Source organism: Salinimonas sediminis (assembly GCF_003429285.1).
Classification (GTDB): Bacteria; Pseudomonadota; Gammaproteobacteria; order Enterobacterales; family Alteromonadaceae; genus Alteromonas; species Alteromonas indica.
Genome location: NZ_CP031769.1, coordinates 1378102 through 1395519, shown reverse-complemented (window position 1 = coordinate 1395519; position 17418 = coordinate 1378102). Strand labels below are relative to the sequence as shown.

At 48.1% G+C, this 17418-nt stretch carries 14 protein-coding genes; 3 read left to right on the top strand and 11 right to left on the bottom strand.

Annotated features, from left to right (window positions below):
* Positions 1-95: 95 nt before the first annotated feature.
* A complete protein-coding gene (locus D0Y50_RS06310) occupies positions 96-458 on the bottom strand; it encodes a hypothetical protein (RefSeq protein ID WP_117316008.1) in 363 nt (120 codons plus the stop codon).
* A gap of 1324 nt (positions 459-1782) precedes the next feature.
* On the opposite strand from D0Y50_RS06310, the gene D0Y50_RS06305 reads away from it, so the two are divergent.
* On the top strand, positions 1783-4338 hold the full coding sequence (locus tag D0Y50_RS06305; protein ID WP_117316006.1) for a right-handed parallel beta-helix repeat-containing protein: 2556 nt from the start codon (positions 1783-1785) through the stop codon (positions 4336-4338).
* A 240-nt stretch (positions 4339-4578) separates the two neighbouring features.
* Here D0Y50_RS06305 and D0Y50_RS06300 read toward each other — a convergent pair whose 3' ends face one another.
* Together D0Y50_RS06300 and D0Y50_RS06295 are read right to left on the bottom strand one after the other, a co-directional pair.
* The gene (locus D0Y50_RS06300) at positions 4579-7098 is read right to left on the bottom strand and encodes an ABC transporter permease (protein ID WP_117316004.1); all 2520 of its coding nucleotides are present in this window, start codon (positions 7096-7098) and stop codon (positions 4579-4581) included.
* Positions 7091-7813 carry an ABC transporter ATP-binding protein gene (locus D0Y50_RS06295; protein ID WP_108568531.1) on the bottom strand — a complete coding sequence of 241 codons (723 nt, stop codon included), beginning with the start codon at positions 7811-7813 and terminating at the stop codon, positions 7091-7093. Before D0Y50_RS06295 ends, D0Y50_RS06300 begins: the two co-directional genes overlap by 8 nt.
* 17 nt (positions 7814-7830) lie before the next feature.
* On the opposite strand from D0Y50_RS06295, the gene D0Y50_RS06290 reads away from it, so the two are divergent.
* Entirely contained in the window at positions 7831-8505 is a 675-nt protein-coding gene (locus D0Y50_RS06290; protein WP_108568532.1) for an arylesterase, read from the top strand.
* A 76-nt stretch (positions 8506-8581) separates the two neighbouring features.
* Here D0Y50_RS06290 and D0Y50_RS06285 read toward each other — a convergent pair whose 3' ends face one another.
* The 8 genes from D0Y50_RS06285 to D0Y50_RS06250 all read right to left on the bottom strand — a co-directional run bounded on the left by D0Y50_RS06285 (position 8582) and on the right by D0Y50_RS06250 (position 15499).
* A complete protein-coding gene (locus tag D0Y50_RS06285; RefSeq protein WP_117316002.1) occupies positions 8582-9862 on the bottom strand; it encodes an amidohydrolase family protein in 1281 nt (426 codons plus the stop codon).
* Positions 9859-11283, bottom strand: a complete 1425-nt coding sequence (locus D0Y50_RS06280) for an amidohydrolase (RefSeq protein WP_108568534.1) — start codon at positions 11281-11283, stop codon at positions 9859-9861. Before D0Y50_RS06280 ends, D0Y50_RS06285 begins: the two co-directional genes overlap by 4 nt.
* A gap of 128 nt (positions 11284-11411) precedes the next feature.
* Entirely contained in the window at positions 11412-12362 is a 951-nt protein-coding gene (dusC, locus tag D0Y50_RS06275; RefSeq protein WP_108568535.1) for a tRNA dihydrouridine(16) synthase DusC, read from the bottom strand.
* A gap of 79 nt (positions 12363-12441) precedes the next feature.
* Entirely contained in the window at positions 12442-12642 is a 201-nt protein-coding gene (locus tag D0Y50_RS06270; RefSeq protein WP_117316000.1) for a DUF1289 domain-containing protein, read from the bottom strand.
* Between the two features lie 5 nt (positions 12643-12647).
* Positions 12648-12839: a hypothetical protein gene (locus tag D0Y50_RS06265; protein WP_117315997.1), complete on the bottom strand. Its 192-nt coding sequence runs from the start codon at positions 12837-12839 to the stop codon at positions 12648-12650.
* A gap of 74 nt (positions 12840-12913) precedes the next feature.
* Entirely contained in the window at positions 12914-13828 is a 915-nt protein-coding gene (locus tag D0Y50_RS06260) for a M14 family metallopeptidase (protein ID WP_108568538.1), read from the bottom strand.
* 577 nt (positions 13829-14405) lie between these two features.
* Entirely contained in the window at positions 14406-14732 is a 327-nt protein-coding gene (locus D0Y50_RS06255) for an antibiotic biosynthesis monooxygenase family protein (protein WP_108568539.1), read from the bottom strand.
* 461 nt (positions 14733-15193) lie between these two features.
* Positions 15194-15499, bottom strand: coding sequence for a YkgJ family cysteine cluster protein (locus D0Y50_RS06250; protein ID WP_108568540.1), 306 nt, complete (start codon positions 15497-15499; stop codon positions 15194-15196).
* A gap of 573 nt (positions 15500-16072) precedes the next feature.
* Here D0Y50_RS06250 and D0Y50_RS06245 point away from each other — a divergent pair.
* Positions 16073-17206: an energy transducer TonB gene (locus D0Y50_RS06245; protein ID WP_117315995.1), complete on the top strand. Its 1134-nt coding sequence runs from the start codon at positions 16073-16075 to the stop codon at positions 17204-17206.
* Positions 17207-17418 lie beyond the last annotated feature (212 nt).

Below are 17418 nucleotides of genomic sequence, written 5' to 3'. Positions count from 1 at the left end.
AAAAATGTTAGGTAATAGAAAGTCATACGGCGAAATACTTTTCGTATTGGCTACCTAACCGGTCGTGAGTACCCGCCTTTTTTTGCTATGTGGGGTTACACCAATACACTATTCATCATCAAACCTGGCATAAAAAAACTGAACGCAAAGACAGTGGAACCGGTTAGCACAACCGCAAGCAAACAGAACGAGGCCTGTAATGTGAATACGGCTGGCTTGGCAGATGCGCTGTGCCGCAGCAAAATAACAGCAAGTGAAATAGCCTTCTTTAGCGTGCCAAAGGAATGCTGCCACCAAGTGAATATAGGCTTTAAGGTAAATAAGAGAAAAGCAAAAGCGACTTCCATACCGCCGAACTGCAGCAATAACGCAATTTCAGGAGCCAATCCGGCCATAGCAAGTAGAGTCAGGCCAACGAATATCTTTTGCACAAACGATAGATTTTCCCAATTTTTCATGTAAATCCTTTTACGTAAAACGGTGTTAATTAACGCGGGCTGATAGCCAGTAGTACTAGTATAGTAACAAGTGTTTTTCGCTAACTTTAGTTAACAACGTTATAGTGCCCCGAACCGAATGCCCTTCAAACGCATATGCTTTACCGCACTATGCTTTTGCCGCCGGTGTTTTTGCCGCCGGTGCTTTTTAAGGTACGCCAGAGCTGATAAGATAGACTGCAGAAAATATAATTGCTACGTAAGCCACCAACCCTAACAGACATTAATCTATTGCAGGGTACATTTTTAAATTAACACAACTTTACGCTGGGCGGGTAAATTCCTGATCCATAGCAAAATAGTCTTAGCCTGAATGGTTTCCTCAATCGAGATACACAAGGCCGGTGTGCTAGCGCATCGACGCGCCTTCCAAGCATTTTCTATTGCCACAATCCTTGCCCGGTTAAAAGCTATTTCGATATCGAACACTCCTGGGAAACATAGCCGATTATTGCTACCCGCCCGTGCAGCAACATCTTATGCAAAACGTCTTATGCAATACGTTACGATTGATAATGCTGAACCACCAGTAAACACTCATCTGTGCACTTTATGACCATACCTGCATTTATGACTGTAACTGCACTTATCAGCGGTAACAGCTCATTGCGCAGAGTAAGCTCTGCAGATGTACTTTAGGCAGCCCTACCATAGCGGCCAATCTTCTCGGGCGATGATCTCAGACTTGCTTTTGGCAATGTTACCGGTGTTTAAAAAACCTTTTAGCCCTGGTTGCAGCGCTTTCTCCGGGCAACGTCAATCAGCCCATACAATTAACCTGTTGAAGACTCTCTTCTCATTATTTTCAATGCCTTGTTTATGCCTCGTTGCCGGGTAATCGTAGGAGGTCGATATTTCACAGGGGGCCAGCAGGCTTAACTAGGCTGAAGCGCATCGTGGCGGCAGTAAACAGCATGGTTAGTGGCTAAATAGTGTAGCCATCACATATTATAAGGGGCTCCATATAGCCTATTTATCGGTTCCCGCCTGCGCCAACGTTCCTTATAGTGACTCCCTATAAGGCCATACCAAACCGGCACAGACATGGTGATCTTCTTCAAAACGTGCGGTTTAGCGCGCAATTTGTAGCGTGTGTATCCTTATATACTCCCACACACACTTCGCTGCACGCATACTTTTAAATGTAGAAACCATTGATTTTTATTGTTTTTAATATTCTATTTTCAAAGATTACATGCCCTCCCCACCCTTGCTGAATATTCTCACCGGCTTAGACTTTAGTACATGCCTCCCGTTTGAGGTATAGCCACCTACAGGAAGTGTTATGAAGTCACTTTTACATCGTTTATCCACCGCTGTTTTTCTGTTTATTGCTACCGGGCTGCTCGCCTGTAGTGCTGAAAGTGAAGAACCCGATAATCTTATTATTACTCCACTGATTGAATCCGTGGGTATTGTTATAAGCCAGCAACAAGCCAACCAAACCAATACAATTCGCTTTCGAGAAGCTGGTAGCAGCCAATGGCAAGCTGGTAACCCCTTATACTTTGACCCTACTACTGATTCTCTGGCGGGGGTGCTGGTGTATTTAACACCGGCTACCACCTATGAGGTTAACGTGAGTGTGGATACTGTTTCAGTTGGGCTCCAAACCTATACCGCCACTTTCACCACCCGGCCAGATACGCCACCAATCGATCCGCAAAAGGTGTATCAATTGGCCGAGATTTATACCGGCGGCACACTGGATCTGGAAGCCCTGAACATTGCTGGAAAACCCGGTGCGTGGGCAAAAATTGTAGGTAGCCCCGATACCCCGATTGTGGCCGAAGAGGGAGCAGGTTCAGCGGTATGGATTGGCGCGCAAAGCTATATTTATTTTGAAAACATTGTGATTGAAAAAGGCGGTGTGCAGGGTTTCCACTCCAGTCAGGCCCATCACATCTGGGTTAATGGATGCGATGTAGCGAACTGGGGGCGCTCGCCTGCCTACATCGAAGAGGGTATTGCTTATGATACTGACGATACCCCCATCAACTATGATTCAGCGTTTTTTCTGCAGCAAACCGGTGTTGTTACCATTGAAAACTGCTTGGTGCACGACCCCGTTCTGTCGGCTAACCACTGGGGGTCTGGGCACCCCCAGGGCCCGAACGCCTTCTTCGCTTATGCTAATCATCCGGACCCTGCTTTCGAGGGCCAGATAATATTGCGTAACAATACTTTCACCGGTTCGCCGCAGGTCCGTTTTAACGATGTAGTGGAAAGCCGTTTTAACGGAGAAACCTACGGCGGGTTTATCCGTGATTCGGCTATTTACAACAACACATTTGCCTATGCCAATGACGACTTAATAGAACTAGACGGCGGGCAGCAAAATGTACTGGTTTACAACAATGATTTTTCTCATGGTTATGCCGGTATCAGCGTAGCACCCAACATGCGCGGCCCCAGCTACCTATTTAATAACACTATTCACGATATGGGCGATGAACGTGGCAAGATGTGGGCATCTATAAAACTTGGTGGTTTGTATTCACGCCCAGCCGGCCAGGTAAACATTTTTTACAACTACATCGATGTGTACCGCAACGGCATCACGGCGGCCAATGTAGATGGCGACAATGCGTTTTGGGCTAACGCTATCAACAATGTGATGATCACCGAACAAGCGAATTCGTCAGTAGGTTATGGAATTTACGATTTGCAGAAAGCGCCGCAAAGCGAATATATCAATAATTATTCATTTAATTTTAAATCCGCACAGCCGCGTAACGAAGCCAATATCAGTGAACCTTTTGCCCAGCCGGATATGCTTAATACTGAAACAGCCCGAGCAATCCAGAATCAACCGACGCCCAAAACTCTGGCCATTGATGCGCATTACCGTATTGCCAATTTCACCCGTATGCAGGAACAAGATGTGGTGGTGGGGATGACCACAACGCAGGTGGGTGTGGCCCATTGGCTGGAAGATGCCCAACCTTTAGCGATGGCATTAGACGGCAATAATGTACAGCGTTATACGTCCCAGGATAAAGATCACCTATTTTCCTCCCGCGCCCCCCACAGCCTGACGCTAGAAGGGAATACCTGGGCTTACGCAAAAGGCGCGTTTGAAGTTACCCCCAATACCGTATTGGATTTTACCGTCTTCGGTAAGCACAGCGCAGAAATTGCCGGGCTAGGGCTGGATAATAACAATCGCGCTGCACAGCAGGATGTATTGTTTTTATATGGCTCGCAAAATTATGGTAGCGCCATCGGCCAATACCGCCCGGGCAACCATCAAACAAGGTTTAGCCTGAATCTGGCGGACTATTTTAGTACTGGCAGCTACTCGCAATTTTTGTTCATACTGGATAACGATAAGCCAACAGCCGGTATTCAACCGCAGCTTACATTCAGTAATGTAATGATGTACGACGCTTTAGATTTCTCACAATACGCGCTGCAAAGCTATGATGAAGGACAGGACGACATTGCATTTAGCCAAGCGTATACCAGCGCCGATGGCCGAAGCCTGACCCTGGAAGGAAATGCCTGGAAGCGTATTACCGGTAACTTTACCCTGACCGAAAATACCTACCTGGTGGCCCATGTCAAAATTGAGGGGAACCCGGAAGTCGCCGCTATTGGCTTTGACCAGGACAATTTTGTCAGCAGTACCGAAGTTGTATCATTCGGTGGCCTGCAAACGTACGGTATGGTGCACGCCCAGTTTGGAGCGCAGGACGGATGGCAGCGCATTGTCGTACCCGTTGGTCAGTTATTTGAGTCTGGCGATTACCCATACCTTACTTTTGCAGCTGATAACGATGCCGCGCCAGATCAGGGAAAGGTAATATTTAAAAATGTCGCATTGGTAGAACGACCATAAGATAAGGGCGCAGTAATGGCCCCTTGTCTGGACTGTGCTCGCACGGTCGATAAGCGTGTGGCCTAGCGACCCCAGCCATAAACCAAAGGCCTGCTAAAGTTAGCAGGCCTTTTGATATTGTATTAGATGACTGGTTAACCGCCGTCTTATGTTACTACCACGCGCGCCGGCTTGCCCTGCCCTATCGCGCTTTATCGGCGTATCGTACATTAAGGCGTATTACCCTTTAGCGACTTATCGCTACATTATTTTTCGCAGTAAATCACTGGTGTTCAGGGTGAGCAACCGCCAACAGCCAATAGCACCTAATGTTCCTACCACAAGCGCACCAGTTACCGGGGCAATAAGCCAATATTCAGGGTGTACGGAAGGCGTCATATTGAATAGCTGAGTTTGCAGCAAATACAAGCTCAGCTCATTCGCGAGTGCCGCCATAAACCCGGCAACCACGCCGATAATGACAAACTCATAAATGACGCTGGCGCGAATGAGTCGCCCTTTAGCCCCTAAGGTACGTAATATAGCCAGTTCTTGTTGGCGCTCATCCATACTGGCCTGCACCTGCGCAATTAATACCAGTGAACCAGCAATAAGCACCAGCACCAGAATAAACTCTACTGCCAACGATACCTGTTCAACAATTCCCCTGAGCTGATTAATACGGGCATCCACATCGAATAAAGTTATCGATGGGAACGGCTTGAGCAATTCAGTCAACCCGGCTTTACGCTCTGTAGGTAAATAGAAGCTGGTGATGTAGGTAGGGGTGTAATCACGCATGGCTGCTGGTGACAGCACAAAGAAAAAGTTAGGTTGCATGGTTTGCCAGTTAACTTCACGAAAGCTGGTTACCCTGGCTTTCACCACTTCTGATCCCACATTAAAGGTAAGTGTATCGCCTAACGCTATTTCCAGCCGATCAGCAACATCACTTTCTACGGACACCGCATAACCGTCCTGACTGGCAGTAGCATCACCATGCCAGCTACCGGCAACAATTTTATTTTCATGCTGCAGGGTATTGCTCCAGGTAAGATTCGCTTCACGGCCTAAACCATCACGGCCATTGTCATCTTGCGGATCATCCTCTTTGGTAACCTCGGTACTAACCCTTTGCTCATTTACGGCCACAAAGCGGCCGCGTACCACAGGATAAAATTGCTCAATACGTACGTCATTTTCGGCGAAATGGGCGTTAAGGTCTGGCTTTTGTTCTTCTGTAATATTAATAAGGAAGTAATTTGGCGTGCCGGTAGGTAATTGAGCTTGCCATTGCGCAACCATGTCGTTGCGCATCACCAATACAATCAGTAACAGCATAATGGTGATGGAAAAACTGATCAGCTGAACACTATTATCCATTGCCCGCCGGTGAATTCTGGCCCAGGCCAGCTGCCAGGGGCCCATTTTTGACGAACCAAGTTTACGTCCGATAAAAATCAGCCCGTAGGTGACGGCGATTAGCCCCGCCACCAGTACCACCCCAGAGGCGAACAAAATGGCGCTGATTTTCAGGTTTTGACTATACGCCCACATCAACAGGAATACTGCCAGGCCCGAGACGGCAAACTGTAATGTTTTTGAGCTTAATGTTGCGTCCATATCGCGGCGTAATACCCGCAGCGGAGGGATGGAAAATAACCTGAGTAGCGGGTACATGGAAAACAGTACGGCGCAAATGACCCCCGTAAACACCGCTATAATTACCGGCCGCCAATGCCAGACCGCAAGGCTTACCTCAACTTTATCGGCCAAGGCACTCACTACGGCTTGTTGAATAGCCACCCCAGCTGCAATACCAATTATAATTCCCAAGGCGGAGATAAAGAAAATTTGTAGCGTATAGACTTGGCGTATCATGCTTTGGGTGGCGCCTAACGTCTTCATAATGGCCACAGGATCAAAATGCCGTTGAGAGTAACGCTGCGCTGCCACGGCAATCGAGACGGCGGCCAGCACAATAGCCAGCAAACTAGCCAGTAAGAAATACTGCCCCGCCCGGGCAACCGATTTGCCGATGGCCGAGGTATCGTCTTCAACCGATTGCCAGCGATGAATTTCATCATCTAACTGCGGCCTTAACCATTCGTAATATTGTTCAAGGCTGGTGTTATCCCCGGCAAAATAAGCCTTGTAAGTTACCCTGCTACCAGGCCCGGTGATGTTTGCTTTGGCTAAGTCAGTTTGCCGTATAAGAACTAACGGGTCGGTGCTAAATAACGAAAATCCGGCATCAGGTATTTGTCCAAGCACCCGGCTGACAGTAAATGAAGCATCGCCAATTTCGATGCTGTCACCTAGCTTAATATCCAGTAACTGAAACAGCCGCGAATCGATCCATGCCTGGCCGGGCTCCGGAACCTCCGTGGTTGGCGCTGCTGTGCCAAAAGGTTTGTCGGCTACCGTGATAGCGCCTTTCAACGGATAGTCGCCATTGATGGCACGCAGGTCGGTAAGTGACATCTTACCTTTGCTAAACACCATGGAGCGAGTTTGAACCTGCGCTGCGGTAGCCAAAGATTGCGAGCGCGCTGCCGCCATCCAGTTATCATCCAGGGGCTGACGAGCCTGAAGCTGGCGGTCTGCGGCTAAAAAAGAAGCCGAACGCTCGGTTAATGCCCCCTGCAACCGTTCACTGAACAGCGACAATGAGAGCACCGCCGCCACCGATAAGATAATAGCGGCAAGAATAATGGTTAATTCGCCGCGGCGCGCTTCATGTCGGAACAGCCGCCATGCCAGGCTGAACACTTTACCCATGACGAACCGCCGCCGTGGTGGAAGCGTGAGGTGTTGAATCAGGCTGGACTGTGGTGGCCTCGGTCAACTGCCCGGCCTGCATCATAAGCTGCCGGTCGCAGCGGCTGGCCAGTTCTTCATCATGGGTAACCAAAATAAGTGTGGTACCCAGCTCGCGGTTCAACGTAAAGAGTAGTTTTTCAATTTTTTCGCTATTCGCCGCATCCAGATTTCCGGTAGGTTCATCGGCAAAAAGAATTTTTGGTTGGCCAATAAACGCGCGAGCGATTGCTACCCGTTGCTGTTCCCCCCCGGAAAGTTGATTCGGATAGTGTGAAGCGCGGTGGCCAAGGCCAACCTGCTCTAATATCGTCAGTGCCTGACGCCGGGCATCGTCCATACCAGCAATTTGGGCAGGCAGCATTACATTTTCCAATGCGCTTAAACTTTGAACCAACATGAAACTTTGGAAGATAAAGCCTACTTTAGCGCCGCGCAGCTGTGCCCGCTGTTCTTCATCCATTTTATGCAGGGGTTCATCATCTAGAAATATTTCACCTTCAGAAACCTCATCAAGGCCGGCTAATAAGCCTAATAACGTGGATTTACCGGAACCTGACGCACCGACAATAGCAACAGACTCCCCTGACTTGACTTCAAAAGAGATGGGTTTGAGAATCTCCAGCAGACCTTCGTTCGTAGTAACCTTTTTGGTTATATTGCTGGTTTTAATCATAAGGAGTCACCGCAGTCGTGTTCATTAAATTATCTCGTTATTGTCGGCAAACATTCGCCGTTGTTGTATTTTTACCCTTGATACTGTTTGCAGATCAATCTATTGCCGAGGAATCCTCTTCAGCTGGCCAAGCAAAAACGCTGCTAATAGTAGGCGATAGTTTAAGCGCTGGTTATGGTTTGCAACAGCATGAAGGTTGGGTCAGTTTGTTACAAAACTTGTGGGCCGACGAGGTACATCGGATTGACGTGATAAATGCTGCGATAAGTGGCGAGACCTCAGATGGTGGTTTAGCCCGCTTGCCGCGCTTGCTTAAGCAACATTCTCCAACCCACGTATTTATTGAGTTGGGTGGTAATGATGGCCTTCAGGGCCATCCGGTAAATAAACTTAAAAACAACCTGGACGAAATGGTAAAACTGGCCCAGCAATCAGGCGCTACTGTAATCTTACAAGACATGGAAATTCCGCCTAATTACGGCCAGCGTTACACTAAAATGTTTGCCAATACCTTCGATGAAGTCGCTAAACAGAACGATATCCCCCTCGTTCCGTTTTTCCTGGAATCCATCGCACTTAACAAAGATTTAATGCAAAAGGACGGCATCCATCCCAACAAAGAAGCGCAAACTATGATTGCAGAATACATGGATACGAAGCTCAGCCCATTGATAAAGAATTCTCCGCACTAAACTGGCTGGACGAACACGCTCATCAATAAAAAAGCCTGTATCACTACAGGCTTTTTTTGACGATAACTACGTTAGCTTACGGTTTGATATATTGAACCGGTGTAGCACCATCTGACTGGTGTAGCTTCATGTAGCGGTCTCGAAGCTGGGTTTGTCGGCTGGTCATATCGATAGCTTCACCCGCCATAAAGACTTGTTCAGCATATTCGGTCACTTCAAGCGGGTCACCGCTCCAGACCACCACATCAGCCTGAGCCCCCACGGTGAGACTGCCCACCCGGTCTGAAACACCAAACATCGCCGCCGGATTGCTGGTTAAGCTGGCGATGGCACTGGTGTGGGGTAAACCATTGGCCACGGCATTACCAGCGTGCTGGGTAGCCAGGCGGATATTGTGGGTTTCCATACCAATTGCCACCACTACGCCCGCGGCGTCTAAAATAGCCGCATTTTGCATGGTTGCTCCGATGGCATCAAAGCTTTCGGGCAGGTTCATTTGCGGATTTACAATCACTGGTACATTAGCTTGGGCGAGTTTGTCAGCAACGCGCCAAGCCTGGTCGGCCCCCATCAAAATCACGTTAATGTCTGGATAGCGCTGTTTAAATGCCAGGACCTGAAGAATATCTGACTTACGACTGGCATGCATAACCAAGGGCATATCGCCTGCCAGAATCTTTTTCAGCACGGGTAAGTCAGCGCGGCTGTTAAGCCCGTGCCAAGGTTTATCTGCCGTTGGCACACTGCTTAACACACTGGCTTCGTTAAACAATTGTTCCAGGGTTACCCATAAAGCTGCCCGCGAACCGCCAGACGCTTCAGCCGCACTGGCACTGACATCCAGGACAATGAACGCCCGCCGTTTTACTAAGGGCTCGTCCGCCCCAACCGAAATGATACTGCCTTGCCCGTGAAATAAATAATCGGTATAGGAGATTGTCGTGGCCGCAGCGGTTACCCCTTCAATACGTGATACATCCATCAATGTGGAATCAGGGTTTAGTGCATAACTGACATCAAAAGCCGCACCGGTTTTTGAAATACGAGCATTGTCGACCGAGGCATCCACCGTACCGGCCCAGGACTCAACCTCTACCAGACCTAAAGAGGTCATGGCACCAAACAACCCTGGCGTGACCACCTTGCCTTTAGCATCAAACTGTTCGTAACCACCAGGAACCTGCGTGCCAGTGATTATTTTTTCAATTTTGCCGTCGTTAATTAATACCGTAGCATTGTCGATTACGCCCTGGTCCGTCTGGGTGTAGACCTGACCACCGACAATGGCTAGTTTTTGCGCTAAGGCAGGTGTGCTTAATGTGACAGAAGCGAGCGCTGCAATAAGTACCTGTTTCATTGTGCCTCTCCTGTGGCTTGCTGGCCTACTTCAAAGTCGCTCACTGGTTGGTGCTGCGCATTACTCAGATCAAACGCCAGGCCCCCGTCTATATAGACTTTCTCAGCCTGGGTATAGGTTGAAAATGGGTTACCGCTCCATAGTACAACGTCGGCATTTTTACCTTCTTCAAGTGAACCGGTTTTATCGTAGATACCTAACGACTTCGCCGGGTTAGCCGACAACCAGGTCCAGGCGTGGGCCATAGAAGAGTCGATACCAGCGCGTTTACCATCGGACCAGGCTTTAGCGGCCTCCTGGTTGAGCCGTTGGATTCCCAATTCACTATCAGAATGTACTATTGCGCATGCGCCCGCAGCATCTACCATAGGTATATTTTCACGAATACCATCGTAGGCTTCCATTTTAAAGCCCCACCAGTCTGCCCACATTGCAGAGCAAACATTGTTTTGCTTAAGTTTATCGGCAATTTTATAAGACTCTACCGCATGGTGAAATGAGCTAATTTGGTAATCAAACTCTTTCATCATATCCATCATGGTGACCATTTCATCAGCCCGGTAGCAATGCATATGCACCATAATGTCACCGTCAAGTACACCGGCCAGGGTTTCTAAATCCAGGTCACGTTTAGGCGCAGTGGGGTTTTTACCAGCGTCAAAATCGTCGCTGTATTTTTGCCACTTGGCTTGATATTCCTGCGCATCGGAAAAAGCCTGACGGTAGCCACGAACGTTCCCCATACGTGTCATTGGGCCACCTTTCTGGCCGTACACCCGTTTCGGGTTTTCGCCACACGCCATCTTCATACCATACGGGGCGTCGGGAAATTTCATATCCTGCATAGAGCGGTTAGGTACGTTTTTCAATACAATGGAGCGCCCGCCAACCAGGTTGCCTGAGCCGGGCAGAATCTGCAACGTCGTCACGCCACCCGCCAACGCGCGGCCAAAACCGGCATCCTGCGGCCAGACTGAATGTTCCGCCCACACGCCGGGAGTCACCGGTTTGACCATTTCGTTGCCGTCTGACAGTGACCCTATGGAGGGTGATGGATACACCCCAAGGTGACTATGATTATCAATAATACCAGGGGTTACCCATTTGCCCTGGCCATCGATGACAGTGGCATTTGTCGGGTAATCAATGTTCTGGCCGACGGCCTGAATTTTACCTTCTGCGAAATACACCATGCCGTTTTCAATGCGTTTACCTGCTCCATCTAAAATAGTCACATTGGTGATAACGGTGGGCGTGCCTGCAATGGCCTGATAAGTACTGGGATAGGGGTTGGGGTTAATACTGACCTTGCCTGACTTGCTGTCTTTCGAGGTGGTATTCTGGGTTGTCTGACAACCAGATACCACTAGCGGAAGCAAACAAGCCAGCGCCAGGCTGACGCGTGAACGAGTGAGTGCCATAGGTTTTCCGTAGCCTTAATGTTGTGAATAACGATTTATTCGTATTGTTATTGTGCGGTGTACAACGCATACGTTTACACAAGATTAACGCTACTTTAAGCATTTCACAAAATGAAGCTAACTTGAGACTAAGCTACGTACTCCTGCGAGGACTGGCGGCGCAGTACCTTCACAATGTCATCAGCGTGGTTTAATCGTCTGATATCGTTAAATAACAACTCGGCCTGTGGGTACTGCCGCTTTAAATAGCCACACCATTGTTTTATACGATTGGGATAATAACGGCCTTTATCGCCGTAAATTTCATAGCCAGAATATTTGATCAGCAAACGGGCTAATTCTGGCCACGCCATAGGCGCTTGGTGGTGTTTAATACACAACGCCAGGTTTGGCAATGCCAATGCCCCGCGCCCCAACATCAGGTCTTCACAGGCAGATTCCTGTCGACAGCGTTGCGCATCCTGCGCACTCCAAATTTCGCCATTCGCAATAACCGGAATGTCGATATGCTGTTTGATTCGAGCAATCCAGTCCCAGTACGCGGGCGGCCGGTAGCCTTCTGTTTTGGTTCTGGCATGGACTACCAGATGGCTGGCTCCTGCGTTGGCAATGGCTACAGCATTATCTATCGCCAGGCTTTTGTCTTCAAAGCCCAACCTTATTTTTGCCGTGACCGGAAGATGGTCTGGCACCGCCTGGCGCACCGCATGGACTATATCATAAAGTGCCTGGGTTTCTTTAAGCAGTACTGCCCCACCCTTGCTTTTATTGACGGTTTTGGCCGGACACCCAAAATTGAGATCGACCCCGGGCGAGCCGAGTTCTACGGCAGTTAGTGCATTTTCAGCCAGCCATTGAGGGTGTTGCCCCAATAACTGCACCCGCACCGGCACCCCCGCTTTGGTTTTACCATCTTGCAGCAATTCAGGACATAGCTTATAGAATGTTTTTGCTGGCAGCTTTTGGTCTACCACGCGCACAAATTCTGTTACGCACAAATCAAAGCCGCCCACTTCGGTCAGCATTTCGCGCATTAAATGATCAACCACCCCTTCCATCGGGGCCAGCATTACTGTCATAACGATTTTAAACGCTCAGGTAAAAACGGGCGCGCAGTGTACCAAATAGCCTAGCGCGACTCCATTGTACGGGGGTAATTTAACACTTAGTTGTCTGAGAGCGACGTTGATCACACAGCGCAATAACCTGGCGCTGCTCCCTGGCGGTTAGCTGGGTCCAGGTGGTAATCTGGCTAAGATCGCGAAAACAGCCGGTACAGCGAGCGGCAGCATCTAATTGACACTGTCCAATACAGGGCGAGAGTACCGGCAGACTCCTAGATGAACAGTACTGAGACATACAGGCTATTCGTTGCAGTGAGGTAAAACAGAAGGCGCGAGGGGGCTGGCACAAGGTGTCCCTTCACTACACCACAGGCACACATAAATACCAAACCGGGCAACCAGTTGTTGTTCAAAGTCATATTTAGCGACCGCAGTGCCGTGCACAAGGGCCTGACCGGTGCCAGTATAAATTAATGCGGAGTAATGAAACATCAAGGAGCCCCTAAACCATACGAGACCCCAATATACATCTAGACGTCTAAACATTCAAACGTCTATTCGAATATTTAGATATTAGCAGCTAAGACAAAGTCTAATGCGCCGCATATCGCCGCCACCTGGGCCTGATTACATATTTGCGCCGTGGCGTTCGGGCTGTCAGGGTAAACCTCGGTAGTGGTAACGTACGTTGCTTCAGTCATACCGCCACACAGATGTAAGGCTTTTTTGTCATAGCAAATTATCCCTTCGCTTTGCACCGGCTCACCGATTAAACGCCCGTCGTCATCCGCTGGGGCAATATGGGTAACCTGACTTACCGCCTGTACCACCGCTTTTTGAAACTCCAGCTGAGGACGTGTGGTATCAGCCACCGTGTAAAAGCCGTCAGGAATATTCCAATTGTGGTTTACGGTTCCTTCACGCGCAGCCAGCGCGGGCCTGAATTCACTGTTATCGGTATCAGTGGTTTCGTGCAAATCCACATGAACCAGCACGGGCGTATTAAGCGATGCCACAAAGGCCATAATTTGGGCGGCTTCGGGCGCTGGGCTATTGGCATAAAAAGAACGGTTAGGATCTATCGCCATCGGATCCCATCGGTTGATGGTTTCATAACCCCAGGGGCTAATGCAGGGCACCACAATAAAGTTGTAGCGCGCTGCATACAGGGCCATCTCGTTATTAATAAACTGTAGCGCGCCCTGCACTCCACTGGTTTCATAGCCATGAACACCACCGGTAATCAGTACCGTTGGTTTGCTGAGGGAAATTTTTTCGCTGACCACCGCATACAACGGATAGCGATTTTCGTCATAGGGTAACGCGCCATACTGGATAACCGAAAACCCTTTAAGGTTATTCGGCAGCTTAGCTAACACTTCGTCAGCATAACTACGCTCAATAGACTGCGCATCGCGCCATTGCTGTTTATGTTCATCGTTCCAGGCTTGGCCCGGCGTGCCGATGGAATATGACTGCATAAGTCGTCTCTTTAGTACTGAAAGGCGGTCATACTAACATAGCTGTAAAGTTGCATCGAAGTGGCAGGGTAGATTGCATTACGGAGAGTGGAAACTTACCCGAAGGTTTAGGCAGTATTACTTGCTGGGTCGATCTGGTGTTCCGGCCTACTACTTTATGCCCCATTCCTGAATACGCTGGTTAGCGCAATTCAACATCGCGCATAGTAGCTTGCACTTTCAAGAATAACGGATAAGCAACGAGCGGACTGTGAGAACACCAGCTTTACTGCGCTACCGGGCATCACTCATGGGAACAAGGAAGCAACGAAAATGCGAATTGACTAATAAGGCAGTATTTACCAAAGCGGTTATCGATGAGAGACGTTACCCAGCAGCAATATGACGCCGTTAAGTGGCGGCTGAACAGTCGCCCCCCAACCGGTATAGATTTAAAATGCGTTAGGAGATGAAGAATGATTATGCGAGGTCAATGTTGCACTTGGGAGTCGATACTAAGTTTTTACGCCAAAGCCATTCGATAATCAGACCGAGCGGCTTAGGTAATTTCAGGCGTAGGGAATTACATCGACCCGGCTTAAACAGCAAAGCGCCGACGCTGAAGATAGTCGAACGCTACTTCCATCTCGTGTAAGACTCTGGTCGAATCAAGGTTAAGACTATCACGCATTAATTTGCGCTGCGCTTCGTATTCCGGGGACATATTGATTGAGGCTGCTTGGCGATAAGTGGCTTCATCAGGCCATTGCGCGTAAGCGATAAACGCCCCGTTGCTATCACGGTGTAAACGCGAGCCCAGGCTGCCCTTAAATAAGTAAATGCCTTGGGTGGTTTTAGGCCAGCTAGCCAGAAACTGTTCTTCAAAGCCTGTTTTGACAACAAATTCGAACATAACAATAAACATATAATTCGCTTCCCTTTGATATTCGCTATACCCAGGTAACCGCCGCCACTTGCAGGGCTACCCTCCATGCAGCAGACTTTATTGTACCCATCATTACCTTATTAGTTTAGTGCTGATCCGCGGTATTAAGTGCAAATAGCCAGCTATTAAATGAGTAACTTAGCCGCATTACACAAGCAATACCAGAGGTTCGCAAAATGGGCGTGAAATGTTGGGTCTTTAATTAAATAAAAAGTTTATTCAGCCAATATGACGGGGGCGCCGGGCACCATAAATATAGGGTGTTTAGGCAGTGGTGGGCGGGCACAAAAAGCCCTGTACCGAGAAGATAAAACGTTATTTTTTGGCTGTCTATCAGTCAGTCCGCCTGTGTAATTCACTGGTCATGAGCTATAGCCACTATGTAGCCTAGCCCTGCTTAATGAATGCAGTATTAATATACGTTCATCACCGCTACCCTGTTATTTCAAACATTCCTCACGTTCTTCGCGGCACTCATACGAGCCCATTTCAAATTCCCGACAAATCCAGGGCCGGTTTTCGTAAATAGTGCACATGTAAGTTTCACGGTCCAGCGCTGAACACCAGCCGTCGTCTAGTCTTCGCATTGTTTCACTTCCCCAACTATCGCGTTGAATGTGCTTTTCTGGCACGCCGGTATCATCGATTATCATTACTTCCAGGCGGCAACAACACGCTTTGCAGTTAGCACAAGAAATGGCGGAAGCGGGTTCGGTGGTTACCGGAATTTGGGTAGATGAAGGCATAGGGACGGGTTACTTTTAAACGATTAACTCAGGTGAACATCATACCCAAATGATAAGTAAATAGCTTAAACATTCCGCATTGAATTTTTAACGTACGGGCCGGTTATTCAGCCAACACAGCGTGAATAACAACCGCGCGCGAAATAATACTATGACATCTGGCTTCTTTTGCACCTTCATCTTTTCGCGTACTTTTCGTATCGCCAGCAAACAACTTTATATGGACTCTGCACTGAACAAAAATAGTACCTTGTTTCCAGACTACGCCTATGTCCGCCTCTTTATGGTTACAGTAGAGCCGTCATTTATCAATACTACTTAATTAAGCGTAATCGCAACTTTACGCAGTACCGAGGTCTAATCTCATTCTACGCGCCTTTGACCCAGCTAAACGACGAAATTAGCGACGAAAATGAACGTCGCTTACTTTACATTTGCTACTAGCCGCCATCAACCCAGCAGGTGTACCCGGGTTGTAAATTAGCGCACCAAATATTATCCTGAGGATGAATGGATAAGCACTTGTGGACTAGCACTTGTGAATAAGCACTGACATAAAAAAGGATTTTCATTATGTACAGCATCTTTGGGCCATCGCGCATTTTGCCACTGGTTATCGTTTTATCATTAACGATAAATTCCCACGCGCACGCAGATACATTTTCCGATGTTTACGAAGCATTCCAGCATGCTTATGAGCAAAATGATATTGCCGCCAGTGTGACGTTGAGCCAAAAAGCCTGGCAACTTGCTGGGAAACAATTTGGCAGTACCAGTGAGAACACGCTTAAATTACATTACTCTTATGCAAACATGCTGGTTTTAGCGCAGCAGTATGATAACGCGGCGCGCGAATATAGGTCTGTAATAGAGCAATATAAAGCAGTGTACGGCGACACTCATATCGATACGCTATTAACCTATACTGGTATACTAAAAAATCTGAATACCCTGTCGTATGAGATTGTGCATAAGAGTGAGGTTAAGACACTCAAACCTGCACTAGCTAAGTATCTTTTAAGAAATATAGAGGAGGTGCAGGATGCCAGCGAGCAGGAACACGCATACCTCTACTCGCAAGTGGCAAAAGAAGTTATTCAGATAACCTATATGCCAGTGCAGTTAAGTGAATTAATCCGCTTTTTAAATACAGCAGTAGGCAAAGCCGAAAAACAATGGGGTCCCAATAATCAGCAGACGCTGGAAACCCGTTATTTTCTGGCAAGAGGGTTAGAAGCCAAAGGCCATCGTACCGATGCTATTGATAATTATCTATCTGTAGCTACAGGGTTTGATAATAATAACTCGTTTTCTCATCCTTATTCTCTAGCATCTCATGCCCGTTTAGTAACGTTATACGAAGAGGGTGGCGAGTCTGAGCAGGCAACATACCATTGTCAGGCAATTGGCCAAATGACCCCTTGGGATACCAACCAGGATCCCCAGCCGCTGTATCGCGTAAACCCAGACTACCCAAGATCTCAAGCTAGAAGAAACCAGGAAGGATCGGTTCAACTGGCCTTTCGGGTTGATACCCAAGGTTTGGTTAAAAATATTAAAGTGGTGAGTACACAGGGCAATGAGAGCTTCGCTGATGCCGCAATCAAAGCACTTTCTCAGTGGCGATATGCGCCACAATTTAAAGATGGGAAGCCAATAGATTCAACAGAACTAAAGGTAATACTCGACTTTACATTAGGCATTTAGCCTATGTCACCCCCTGAATGCCGCAGGCTAGCAATGTTTCAGACAACCTTTTTGAAAAAAACGCTGCTGATGCTTTGTAAACCATCGTCACACATTTTGCTGGCAATTGGTTTTAGATAATCCGCCTGAGACATTTTCGCAATACCTACCTTACACGTGGCTATATACATGCTGATCGCTTGGTGTGAAAGGTTGTGTTGTTGAGGCATAGG